The organism is Roseobacter sp. HKCCA2468, assembly GCF_037805105.1.
Taxonomy (GTDB): domain Bacteria; phylum Pseudomonadota; class Alphaproteobacteria; order Rhodobacterales; family Rhodobacteraceae; genus M30B80.
The window spans coordinates 1206082-1217851 of the sequence record NZ_JBBLYN010000001.1 but is presented as its reverse complement, the minus strand read 5'-3'; the positions used below and the strand labels follow the sequence as shown (position 1 = coordinate 1217851).

The window sequence follows — 11770 nt, the reverse complement described above, 5'->3', positions numbered from 1 at the left end:
AAGCGAGGCGGCATCTCATGTCTGAGGCACAGTTTGAACCTCTTTGGGTCTTTGGCTATGGCAGCCTAATCTGGAACCCGGGCTTTCCTGTGGCGCAGACCGCGCATGCGCGGCTGATTGGATGGCGGCGGTCGTTTTGCATGTCCTCTATTCACCACCGCGGCACGCCCGAGGCACCAGGGTTGGTTTTGGCCTTGGATCAGGCCGAAAATGCCCATTGTGATGGGGTAGCGTTTCGCGTGACTGATGGTCATGAAAGCGCAACCTTGGAATATTTGCGCGAGCGTGAGTTGGTCAGCTCTGCCTATCTTGAGACGCGCCAAACGGTGCATCTGTCAGCGGGTGGGACGCTTGAGAATGTGCTGACTTTTGTCATTGACCCTGACCATTGCCAATATCGCGGCAACCTTGACCTTGAGGCCCAAGCCCAGATTATCGCACGCGCTGTGGGCGGGCGGGGGCCAAACGATGAATATCTGATCAACACAGCCGAGCATTTGCACCAAATCGGCGTTCCTGATGCCGAATTATCGTGGCTTCAATCACGCGTTGCCGAGATAAAAGCAGAGATAAAACCATCGTGATCTTGCGCCCCCCTGTTGGCAGAGCCATGGAAGGGCGGTAGGTTGGGCCCAAGCGAGGCCACGGGGCAGGAGAGTTTTTGATGAGCGGCAGCAACAGAAGCGGGGCGCAGTCTAGTTTCACACGCCCCACCCGCCAGATTTTCCTGATGATGATCATATGCGGCTTGGTCGCGGCAGGGGGCGCAGTGGTTTATCCTATGGTGCTGCCTGTTTTCCTCTCTAACCCCTATCTCAATGGCACCATAGGCGTGGTGTTCTTGGTCGGCGTGATGGCCTGTTTCTGGCAAGTGCTGCAGTTATTTTCTTCGGTGCGCTGGATCGAAGGCGCGGCGCAGCAAGGTTTGACAGATCAACGGCGTCCCGAACTTTTGGCGCCTTTAGCCGCCGCTTTGCAAGGGCGCGGTGCACGGATGCAGCTGTCGACCATGACGACCCGTTCGGTATTGGATTCGGTAGGTGCGCGGATGGAAGAAAGCCGCGACATCACCCGCTATTTGGCGAATTTGCTGATTTTCCTCGGGCTCTTGGGCACGTTTTTTGGATTGGCCACAACAGTGCCTGCAGTTGTAGATACAATTCGCGGTCTACAGCCCAGTGCCGATGAAGACGGGCTTGCGGTTTTCGCGCGGTTGATGACGGGGCTTGAAAGCCAGTTGGGGGGTATGGGCACGGCCTTCGCCTCCTCGCTTTTGGGGCTCGCGGGCTCTTTGGTTGTGGGGCTTTTGGAACTTTTCGCGGGACATGGCCAGAACCGATTTTACCGTGAAATGGAGGAATGGCTGTCCTCCATCACGCGGATGAGTTTTTCCTCGTCAGATGCTGATGGGGACGGCGGTGGTGTGGATCGTGCGGCCGTGGCCACAGTCTTGGATCACATGGTTGACCAGATCGACAGCTTGCAGGCGATGTTCACGCAATCCAACGCCCGACAGGCCGAAGTTGAAGCGCGGATGGTAGAGATGACAGGTGCGGTTGTGGCCTTGGCTGAACGGATGACCCCGCAATCGCAAGATATCGCGGCGCGTCAGGCCCATGCGCAAGAACAACTGGTCGAGCGATTGGAAATTCTGGGCACTCTGGGCGGATTTGACGATGAAGCCCGCGCGCGGATGCGGTCGATTGACCTGCAGCTTGTGCAAATTTTTGAACAAATGGCCGCGCGGGTAAACCAATCGTCTGAAGGCGATGGCGAAGTGCGCGCGTTGCGCCGTGAGATGGCTGCACTGACCGCTGCTATTCGGCGTGTGACCGAGGCGGATGAAAACGGGGAAGGGCAAGCCTGATGGCGTTTCACCGCAGAACAGGCAATCGGTTTTCTGCCGCGATTTGGCCGGGTTTTGTGGATGCCATCACCGCATTGCTGATGGTGATGATTTTTGTGCTGACCATTTTCATGGTGGTGCAATTCGTTCTAAGCGATCAGATTGCTACAAAGGATAATGAGCTCGATGCGCTCAATGCAGAATTGAATGCGCTCAGCGATGCGCTTGGGTTGGAACAGGCCCGCTCCAGCGATCTGGAAACCCGCCTTGCCACATTGGGCGGCCAGTTATCCGAGGCACAGGCAAGCATCGCCTCCTTTGAGGAGCAGGTGGCCAGTCTCTTGGCGCGCCAGGCTGATTTGCGCGCTCAAGTGGATAGCACGCGCGCTGAACTTGCAGAAACACTCTCCCGCGAGGAGGCGTTGAACCTTGCGCTTGCGCAAGCGCGCAGCGAGATTGACAGCGCCGCTGAGGCCGCGCGCCTAGCAGCAGCGCGGCGCGAGGCGCTTGAGGCATTGTTGGCAGATTTGCGCCGTGAGAACAGCGATCTGCAAACCCAACTGTCTGAAGAAGAAGCCGAACGCATGGCGGATGCTGCAGCAGCCGAAGCCCTACGCGAGAGATTGGCCAATTCTGACGCAGAATTGACCGCGCTCACCCTCGCATTGGAGGAGGAGCGCGCAAGGGCCGAGGAAACGCTGACCCTCTTGGCTGCCGCGCGGGCGGCGCAAGAAAACCTACCCGCCGTTGAAGATTTGCAATCCCAACTGGCTGAGCGAGAGGCCCTTTTAGCGGTCGCCAATGCCGAGCTTGCCACGGCGCAGGCGCAATCGACCGAAGCGCAGCGGCGTGTGGTTGTGCTAAATGAGCAGCTTGCAGCCCTGCGCGCGCAGCTCGCCGCGCTTGAAACTACATTGGACGAATCCGAGGCGCGCGATGAGGCGGCACAAGTCCAAATTGACGCGCTAGGAACGCGATTGAACACGGCTCTGGCGCAAGTGGCGGCCGAGCAGCGCGCGCGTGCTGATCTCGAAGCCGCAGAAGCGCAGCGTTTGGAACGCTACAGATCCGATTTCTTTGGTCGCCTGAGAGAGGTGCTTGAGGGGCGTGATGGCGTACGGATCGTGGGCGACCGTTTCGTGTTTTCGTCTGAGGTCTTGTTTGACAGCGCCCGCGCTGATCTGAGCCCTGAGGGGCGCGCACAAATTGCCAATGTGGCAGAATTGCTGTTGCAGGTTTCCGATGAAATTCCCGATACCATCGATTGGATCATTCGTGTTGATGGCCATACCGATAATGTCCCCCTATCAGCCAATGCGGAATTTTCGAGCAACTGGGAATTGTCGCAGGCGCGCGCCTTGTCCGTGGTTCTTTACATGAGCGAGGAATTGGGCATTCCGTCCGAGCGATTGGCCGCCACAGGGTTTGGTGAATTCCACCCCGTAGCCGAAGGGGATAGCGCCGCAGTGCGGGCGCAAAACCGCAGGATAGAACTTAAATTGACCGAGCGTTAGCGCAGCTCGATTTCTGTTTGACGGATTGAGATAAGTTCACCTTCGCGGATCAGTCGGATTTCCCCGATATATCGTCCCGCGCCCCATCCCCCGTTTGGCGCGCGGCGGCCAGAGGCGCGAAAAAACTGCGCTTGGGCGCGCTCTAATGTGACACTGTTTTCGTGCAGAAGCGCCCCGTTCGGCCCTGTGATTTCAAACTCCATACGATCGCCGATTTGCCCACTATGGGCAAAGCCCCAGACCACCAAGGCGCTTGCGGTGCGGGTGGCCATGGGCAGATGCGCGCGCCCCGCGCGAATTGCATCATAATCGGGCAGGGCATCGGAAAAACCTGCTGCCATGACATCTGCGGTCGGCGCGGGCAGGGCAGGGTGCCAGAGTTGGGCCGTGTCGAGGCCGCAATGCCCTTCAGCACTTTGATTGAAAGGATCAATCACCGTGCCATTGTGGCGCAAGGTGAAATGCAGATGCGGGAATTCGGTGCGCCCTGACAGCCCGATCACCCCAAGCCGCGCGCCTGCCTGAACATTTTGCCCTTGGGTTACAGCGATGCTGCCTTGGGCAAGGTGGCAATATTGGCTTTGCCATCCATCGCCGTGGTCAATCACAACACCGTTTCCGCAATCCTGCCCCTCGGGCATGGCGGCGATGCCTTGATCGAGAACCCCATCTCGCGTGGCCTGCACAATACCATCCGCCGCGGCCAGAACGGCGACATTGCGCGTTAGGGCTGCCAGATCAGGAAGGCGGAAATCAGTGCCTTGATGCCCGTCATAGCTTTGGGGGCCGCAGGTGTAATCGCGCGCCGCTATGCTTGGATCATGGTCGACATATTGTTGAATGAAACAGGTCTCACCCAATCGGCAGTCGACAGGAAAGCTGAGGCTCAGCGGGGTGGCATTACCTGCAAAAGAGGCGCAGAAAAAAACGACCCCACTCAAAAAGGGGGGCGCTATTGATGTTAACGCTGCGCCGCAGGTCATTCTGCCGTGAGCAGCGGTGGCTTTTTCGAACTGATCCGCGGTGGCGCACCGTTTTCAATGCGCAGGTCGATTTTACCGTCTTTAACACCGACCTTAACATTGCCGCCCTTGGCCAGTTTGCCAAACAGCAATTCTTCGGCCAGTGGCTTTTTGATTTGTTCTTGGATGACACGGCCCAAGGGGCGCGCGCCCATACGATCATCATAGCCCAAATCGGCCAAAAGTTCAGCTGCGGGTTTGGTCAGCTCGATCGTCACATTGCGATCAAGCAGCTGCGCCTCAAGTTGCAGCACGAATTTCTCAACCACCTGCAGGATTACATCTTTTGGCAGCGCGCCGAAACTGATCACCGCGTCCAAACGGTTGCGGAATTCAGGGGTGAAGGTGCGCTCAATCGCGGCGGTATCCTCACCTTCGCGGCGGTCGCGACCAAATCCAATAGCCGCCTTCGCCTGTTCGGCTGCGCCTGCGTTTGAGGTCATGATCAAGACGACATTGCGGAAATCGACCGAACGTCCATTGTGATCTGTCAATGTGCCGTGATCCATCACTTGGAGCAGGATGTTGAACACATCAGGATGCGCCTTTTCGATTTCGTCCAACAACAGCACGCAGTGAGGGTGCTGATCCACGCCATCAGTCAGAAGTCCGCCCTGATCGAACCCGACATATCCTGGAGGCGCGCCAATCAGGCGGGATACTGCGTGTTTTTCCATGTATTCGGACATGTCAAAACGCAGCAACTCGACCCCAAGGGTATCTGCCAGTTGTTTGGCCACTTCGGTTTTGCCAACACCTGTTGGCCCCGCGAAGAGATAGTTCCCAATGGGCTTTTCTGGTTCCCGCAGACCCGCGCGGGCCAATTTGATCGCAGAGGCCAAGGCCTCGATTGCTTTGTCTTGGCCGAACACCACGCGCTTGAGTGTTTTTTCCAAATCGCGCAGCACTTCTGCATCGTCCTTTGAGACGTTCTTGGGTGGGATGCGCGCGATTTTGGCGACCACGGCTTCGATTTCCTTGGGGCCAATGGTCTTGCGCCGCTTGCTGTCGGGCAGCAGATGCTGTGCCGCACCGGCCTCGTCAATCACGTCAATTGCTTTATCGGGCAATTTGCGGTCGTTGATATAGCGCGCTGCCAGTTCAACCGCGGTGCGGATCGCATCGGCGGTGTATTTCACATCATGGTGGCTTTCGAAATAAGGCTTCAGCCCCCGCAAGATTTTCACCGAATCCTCAACGGATGGTTCATTGACGTCAATCTTCTGGAAGCGGCGCGAGAGCGCGCGGTCTTTTTCAAAATGCTGACGGAACTCTTTATAGGTTGTCGATCCCATGCAGCGCAATTTGCCGCCCTGTAACGCGGGCTTAAGCAGGTTTGAGGCATCCATGGCCCCACCCGATGTCGCACCCGCCCCGATGACAGTATGAATTTCATCGATGAAAAGAACCGCGTCAGGATGGTCTTCCAATTCGTTGACCACGGCCTTCAGCCGTTCTTCAAAATCACCGCGATAGCGTGTGCCTGCCAAAAGCGCGCCCATGTCGAGCGAATAAATGGTGGATTTCGCCAAAACCTCAGGCGTTTCGCCCTCGACAATCTTTTTCGCCAGACCTTCGGCAATGGCAGTTTTGCCAACACCGGGATCGCCGACCAAGAGCGGGTTGTTCTTGCGGCGGCGGCACAGCACTTGAATGCAGCGTTCCACCTCATCATGGCGACCTATCAGCGGGTCAACATCGCCATCATGCGCCTTTTTGTTCAGATCAACGCAATATTTGGCAAGGGCGGACTCCTTGGCATCACTACCCTCAGGCGGGTTGCCACTTGTCTCAACGCCCTCGTCCATCGGATCAGTCGCGCCTGAAACAGGGCGGCTTTCCCCAAAAGACGGATCTTTCGCCACGCCATGGGCGATGAAATTCACCGCGTCATAGCGGGTCATATCCTGCTCTTGCAGGAAATAGGCTGCGTTTGACTCGCGCTCTGCGAAAATCGCGACAAGGACGTTTGCCCCTGTGACCTCGGTGCGACCCGAGGATTGCACATGGATCGCGGCACGTTGGATCACCCGCTGGAAAGCCGCGGTCGGCACCGCCTCGGAGCCCTCGATATCTGTCTCAAGCGTGGCCAATTCTTCATCAATGAAGGTGATAAGCGTCTCGCGCAGGGCATCAATGTCTACGCTACAGGCGCGCATGACTTTGGCAGCGTCAGGCTCGTCCAACAGCGCCAGCAGAAGATGTTCCAATGTTGCCAATTCATGCTTGCGCGCATTCGCCTGCGCCAAAGCCGCATGGATGGCCTGCTCTAGGGTATTTGAAAACGACGGCACGATAAGTGCTCCTTTCGTTGCGGCCAGAGGCGCAAGCGGGTTCGGCCCGCCTCCACTGAGTCTAGCCATAGCCTCATGGTATTAAGCTTCGGTTTTATTTTGCCAGTTTCAAGCTAAACTTGAAAAAAAACCTGTGATCGGCGCAAATTTGCGTGAAAATCCATCAGAAGTGATCTTTGCGCTGCCTGATCTCAGCAAAGCATTCTGCGTCACTGGCTTGTGTCATCCCTAAATGTGCTTTGATTTGGGGATCATTGGCGCGCAGGAATGGGTTTGTGTCCAATTCCATGCCAAGGCTGCTTGGCACTGTTGGCAAGCCTTTTGCGCGCGCCTCGTCAATGCGGGTGGCGCGAGCTTGGAGCGCCTTGTTTTCGGGGTCGATGGTCAAGGCAAACCGCGCATTTGATTGGGTGTATTCGTGACCCGAACAGACAAGCGTATCACGCGGAAGTGCGGTCAGTTTTGACAGGCTTTGCCACATCTGAGCGGGTGTGCCCTCAAACAGGCGACCACAGCCAAGCGCCATGAGGCTGTCAGCGGTAAAGATAACGTCCGCCTGTGGGAAATGAACGGCGATGTGCCCCACAGTATGGCCAGACACATCGTAAACCGTGCCACGCAAGGCCCCGATTTCCATGACATCGCCTTCGTGCAGCGCGTGGTCAAGCGCGGGCAGCCTATGGGCATCTGCGGCTGCCCCCCAAACGCGAATTGGGCTGTTGGTCGCCGCATGCAGATCGGGCAACCCGTCCACGTGATCCCAATGGTGGTGGGTTAAGAGAACGTCTGTAATCACCCATCCGCGCCGCGCACATTCGGCGACAATGGGCGCGGCTTCTGGCACGTCTACGATCAAGGTCTGACCTGTTTCGCGCAGATGCAACGCAAAGGCGTAATTGTCCTTGAGGCAGGGGATTGTCACAATTTCAGTGGCGGGCGCGGCGGTGGTCATGGCAATCTCCTCAGCTTCGTGGCACATTTAGGCTAAGACAATCGCAGCGGACTGGCTTTTGCAATGCATCTTGATGTCGTTGATTTGCGTCAATTTTACTATCGCACTCGATTGGGGCGAATTGCGCAAAAGGCTGTGCGCGATGCGATGTTGTCACTTTGGCCTAACGCAAGTGGGCAGACTGTGGTGGGCTTTGGCTTTGCTGTTCCGCTGTTGCGCCCGTATCTCGATCAATCGCGCCGCGTGATTGGCTTGATGCCGCAAGGGCAGGGTGTAATGCCTTGGCCTGCTGGGATGTCGAATGTTGCGGCCCTGTGCGAAGATGCGCGGTGGCCCCTGTCTGAAGGGATGGCAGATCGCTTGGTGATGCTGCATGGGCTTGAGACAAGCGATGATCCTGCGGCGCTCTTGGATGAAGCCGCCCGCGCGCTTGGGGCAGGGGGGCGGGCCTTGTTCATTGTGCCAAATCGCGGAGGCTTGTGGGCGCGCAGCGATGCCACGCCCTTTGGCTATGGGCGGCCCTACAGCCTCAGCCAGCTTGAGGCACAATTGCGCCACCATGGCTTTGTGCCAGAACGTCACCGTGCCGCACTTTTTGCGCCGCCAAGCCATGCGCGGTTCTGGCTCAGGTCTGCCGATATAATGGAACGCGCGGGGCGCTGGATGAGTTCGCACTACGCAGGCGGTGTGATCATGGTTGAAGCGAGTAAGCAAGTCTTTGCCCCTACAAAACGGGGTCACGCCGCACGCATGCGCAATCCCTTGCGCATCCTTGATGGTGTTCCAAGCCCTGCAACAGGCCGCGTGCGCCGCCAAAAAGGCCCCTCTATTTCGCAGATGCAGAATCGCTAAGGTGGGCCAAAAGAGGCCAACTCGGGACGTTTGCGCCTAAATTAGGGTCAAAATCGTCTCCATGCGCGCGTTTTTTTTTAGCTTCAAAGCGTCGCATCTTCAGAAAGATTTGGTTAACCTCTGAAAAACAAGGATTTTGTCAAAATCATGTTTGCGCCATCGGCGGTTGCAGCAAATTAAACCCTCTGCTAAACGACCGCCAAATCTGAGGAACGGCGGCACCTTCAAGCCGCGAAGAACGAACTGCTCGGGCGTGATCCTCACGCTGCCCGAGCCAAATTGTTGAAAGGGTGGACGTGTCCGAATCGGCTTCGATCTCAACTGGCATCGCCGCGCGCTACGCGACCGCGATGTTCGACCTAGCCACCGAGGCGGCAGCGATTGATGCGCTGGCCAAAGATGTTGACGCGCTCGAAGCAGCATTGGCCGCAAGCGCAGACCTGCGCGATTTGATCTCCTCCCCGATCTACCGCCGTGATGAGTCTCAGGCTGCCGTTGGCGCTATCGCGAAGGCGATGAAGTTGGGTATGATTGCAACCAATACGTTGCAAGTCATGGCGCAAAAGCGTCGTCTCTTCGTTCTGCCGATGGTGCTGCGCGCCGTGCGCGCCCAAATCGCAGAAAGCCGTGGCGAGATGACCGCAGAGGTCGTATCTGCCAAGGCCCTGACCAAAACCCAAGCGGATAAACTGGCAAAAGCCCTGTCAGCCTCCGTGGGCAAGAAAATTAATTTGAATGCGACCGTTGATGAAAGCCTCATTGGCGGTCTTATCGTAAAGGTTGGCTCGAAGATGATCGATAGCTCGATCCGCTCCAAGCTCAACTCCCTCCAGAACACCATGAAAGAGGTCGGATAATGGCGATCCAAGCTGCAGAGATTTCCGCGATCCTGAAGGAACAGATCAAGAGTTTCGGTCAGGATGCAGAAGTGGCCGAAGTTGGCCGCGTGCTGAGTGTTGGCGATGGGATCGCCCGCGTTCACGGGCTTGATAATGTTCAAGCGGGTGAAATGGTCGAATTCCCAGGTGGAATTATGGGCATGGCCCTCAACCTTGAATCCGACAACGTAGGTGTCGTGATCTTCGGCTCTGACCGTGACATCAAAGAAGGTGACACTGTTAAGCGCACGAATTCGATCGTGGACGTTCCTGCTGGCCCAGAATTGCTTGGCCGCGTTGTAGACGGCTTGGGCAACCCACTTGATGGCAAAGGCCCGATCAAGTCGAAAGAGCGCCGCGTTGCGGACGTCAAAGCGCCTGGCATCATCCCGCGTAAATCCGTGCATGAGCCTATGGCAACAGGCCTTAAGGCTGTTGACGCGATGATCCCCATCGGCCGTGGTCAGCGCGAATTGATCATTGGTGACCGCCAGACAGGCAAAACTGCCGTGGCTTTGGACGCGATCCTGAACCAGAAAAGCTATAACGAAGCGGCTGGCAAAGACGAAAGCAAGAAGCTGTATTGCATCTATGTCGCGGTTGGCCAGAAGCGTTCGACTGTGGCGCAGTTGGTGAAGAAGCTCGAAGAGACAGGCGCGATTGAATATTCCATCGTTGTGGCCGCGACCGCTTCTGACCCTGCCCCGATGCAGTTCCTTGCGCCATATTCCGCGACCGCGATGGCCGAGTATTTCCGCGACAACGGCAAGCATGCGCTGATCATCTATGATGACCTGTCCAAGCAAGCTGTTGCTTACCGCCAGATGTCCTTGCTGCTTCGCCGTCCCCCAGGGCGTGAAGCCTATCCTGGTGACGTTTTCTACCTCCACTCTCGTTTGTTGGAGCGTTCGGCGAAGCTGAACGAAGATCTTGGTGCAGGGTCTTTGACCGCTCTGCCCGTGATTGAAACCCAAGGCGGTGACGTTTCGGCGTTTATTCCGACCAACGTGATTTCGATCACAGACGGCCAGATCTTCCTTGAAACTGACTTGTTCTATCAGGGTATTCGCCCTGCTGTGAACACAGGTCTATCCGTGTCTCGCGTGGGCTCTTCGGCCCAAACCAATGCGATGAAATCGGTGGCAGGTTCGGTGAAACTGGAACTGGCGCAGTATCGCGAAATGGCGGCCTTTGCGCAGTTCGGGTCTGACCTTGATGCGGCGACACAGCGTTTGCTGAACCGCGGCGCGCGTCTGACCGAGTTGATGAAGCAGGCACAATATGCACCGCTGACCAACGCAGAAATCGTCTGTGTGATCTTCGCGGGTATCTCTGGCTTCCTCGACAAGATCGCCGTGCGCGAAGTTGGCCGCTTTGAGCAGGGTCTGCTTCAGCATCTGCGTGGGAAGCACAAGGATGTTCTCGATTGGATCACCAATGAAGATCCAAAGATCAAAGGTGATGCAGCCGACCGACTGAAGGCAGTCATCGAAGAATTTGCCGCAGATTTCTCGTAAGGGGACGGGTTTATGCCAAGTCTCAAGGATCTGAAAACACGGATCGAGTCGGTCAAATCGACCCGCAAGATCACCAAGGCCATGCAGATGGTGGCTGCTGCAAAACTGCGCCGAGCGCAGGAAGCAGCCGAAGCTGGGCGGCCTTATGCCGAGAAAATGGCAGCGGTGATTGGCGGGCTGGCCGCTTCGGTCGGTGGGTCGGACAGTGCCCCGCGCCTTTTGGCAGGGACGGGTCAAGACCAGACACATCTGCTCGTTGTCATGACAGCCGAGCGCGGTTTGTGTGGGGGCTTTAACTCCTCCATCGCGCGCCTTGCAAAAGCGCGCATTGCCGAGCTGACCGCACAGGGCAAAACTGTGAAGGTTTTGACTGTCGGCAAAAAAGGCCGTGAGCAACTGCGCCGCGAATATGCAAACCTTTTGATTGGTCACGTTGACCTCTCGGAAGTGAAGCGCGTGGGTTACGAAAACGCAGCAGCCATCGCAAAGGATGTGATGGCACGCTTTGATGCGGGCGAATTTGATGTCGCCACCATCTTCTACAATCGCTTCCAGTCGGTGATTTCTCAGATCCCAACTGCGCAGCAAATCATCCCTGCTGTTTTTGAAGATGCTGCAGAAGATGTTGGGGCAGAGACGCCCTATGACTACGAACCTTCCGAAGAGGCAATCCTGTCTGATCTGCTGCCCATTGGCGTGACAACGCAGATTTTTACAGCGCTTCTCGAAAATGGGGCCTCGGAGCAGGGGGCGCGTATGTCCGCAATGGATAACGCAACCCGCAACGCAGGCGACATGATCGACAAACTGACGATTGAGTTTAACCGCTCACGTCAGGCTGTGATCACCAATGAATTGATTGAAATTATCTCGGGCGCGGAAGCGCTCTAAGGAA

General features: G+C 56.8%; 10 protein-coding genes. 7 read left to right on the top strand and 3 right to left on the bottom strand.

Going from position 1 to position 11770, the window contains the following annotated elements; translation table 11 throughout:
* Positions 1-17: 17 nt before the first annotated feature.
* The 3 genes from AAC620_RS06090 (at position 18) to AAC620_RS06080 (ending at position 3360) form a co-directional block, all read left to right on the top strand.
* Positions 18-584, top strand: coding sequence for a gamma-glutamylcyclotransferase (locus tag AAC620_RS06090; RefSeq protein ID WP_340243419.1), 567 nt, complete (start codon positions 18-20; stop codon positions 582-584).
* An 80-nt stretch (positions 585-664) separates the two neighbouring features.
* Positions 665-1867: a biopolymer transporter ExbB gene (locus tag AAC620_RS06085; protein WP_340243418.1), complete on the top strand. Its 1203-nt coding sequence runs from the start codon at positions 665-667 to the stop codon at positions 1865-1867.
* The gene (locus AAC620_RS06080; protein WP_340243416.1) at positions 1867-3360 is read left to right on the top strand and encodes a peptidoglycan -binding protein; all 1494 of its coding nucleotides are present in this window, start codon (positions 1867-1869) and stop codon (positions 3358-3360) included. The genes AAC620_RS06085 and AAC620_RS06080 overlap by 1 nt, the downstream gene beginning before the upstream one ends.
* Here AAC620_RS06080 and AAC620_RS06075 read toward each other — a convergent pair.
* From AAC620_RS06075 to gloB, 3 genes are all read right to left on the bottom strand, one after another.
* Entirely contained in the window at positions 3357-4301 is a 945-nt protein-coding gene (locus tag AAC620_RS06075) for a M23 family metallopeptidase (protein ID WP_340243414.1), read from the bottom strand. The genes AAC620_RS06080 and AAC620_RS06075 overlap by 4 nt on opposite strands.
* Positions 4302-4339: 38 nt before the next feature.
* The gene (gene clpA / locus AAC620_RS06070) at positions 4340-6676 is read right to left on the bottom strand and encodes an ATP-dependent Clp protease ATP-binding subunit ClpA (protein WP_340243413.1); all 2337 of its coding nucleotides are present in this window, start codon (positions 6674-6676) and stop codon (positions 4340-4342) included.
* Between the two features lie 163 nt (positions 6677-6839).
* Positions 6840-7628, bottom strand: coding sequence for a hydroxyacylglutathione hydrolase (gloB, locus tag AAC620_RS06065; RefSeq protein ID WP_340243411.1), 789 nt, complete (start codon positions 7626-7628; stop codon positions 6840-6842).
* A gap of 63 nt (positions 7629-7691) precedes the next feature.
* On the opposite strand from gloB, the gene AAC620_RS06060 reads away from it, so the two are divergent.
* The 4 genes from AAC620_RS06060 (at position 7692) to AAC620_RS06045 (ending at position 11766) form a co-directional block, all read left to right on the top strand.
* A complete protein-coding gene (locus AAC620_RS06060; protein ID WP_340243410.1) occupies positions 7692-8480 on the top strand; it encodes a methyltransferase domain-containing protein in 789 nt (262 codons plus the stop codon).
* Positions 8481-8776: 296 nt separating this feature from the next.
* Entirely contained in the window at positions 8777-9337 is a 561-nt protein-coding gene (locus AAC620_RS06055; RefSeq protein WP_340243409.1) for a F0F1 ATP synthase subunit delta, read from the top strand.
* Positions 9337-10875 carry a F0F1 ATP synthase subunit alpha gene (gene atpA, locus AAC620_RS06050; protein WP_340243407.1) on the top strand — a complete coding sequence of 513 codons (1539 nt, stop codon included), beginning with the start codon at positions 9337-9339 and terminating at the stop codon, positions 10873-10875. The genes AAC620_RS06055 and atpA overlap by 1 nt, the downstream gene beginning before the upstream one ends.
* Before the next feature lie 12 nt (positions 10876-10887).
* The gene (locus tag AAC620_RS06045) at positions 10888-11766 is read left to right on the top strand and encodes a F0F1 ATP synthase subunit gamma (protein ID WP_317656291.1); all 879 of its coding nucleotides are present in this window, start codon (positions 10888-10890) and stop codon (positions 11764-11766) included.
* The last annotated feature ends 4 nt before the right edge of the window (positions 11767-11770 follow it).

Bases quoted from the DNA above. Each gene is read 5' to 3' on its own strand.
- AAC620_RS06090 (WP_340243419.1), top strand. From the start codon at position 18: ATGTCTGAGGCACAGTTTGAACCTCTTTGGGTCTTTGGCTATGGCAGC.
- AAC620_RS06085 (WP_340243418.1), top strand. From the start codon at position 665: ATGAGCGGCAGCAACAGAAGCGGGGCGCAGTCTAGTTTCACACGCCCC.
- AAC620_RS06080 (WP_340243416.1), top strand. From the start codon at position 1,867: ATGGCGTTTCACCGCAGAACAGGCAATCGGTTTTCTGCCGCGATTTGG.
- gloB (WP_340243411.1), bottom strand. From the start codon at position 7,628: ATGACCACCGCCGCGCCCGCCACTGAAATTGTGACAATCCCCTGCCTC.
- AAC620_RS06060 (WP_340243410.1), top strand. From the start codon at position 7,692: ATGCATCTTGATGTCGTTGATTTGCGTCAATTTTACTATCGCACTCGA.
- atpA (WP_340243407.1), top strand. From the start codon at position 9,337: ATGGCGATCCAAGCTGCAGAGATTTCCGCGATCCTGAAGGAACAGATC.
- AAC620_RS06045 (WP_317656291.1), top strand. From the start codon at position 10,888: ATGCCAAGTCTCAAGGATCTGAAAACACGGATCGAGTCGGTCAAATCG.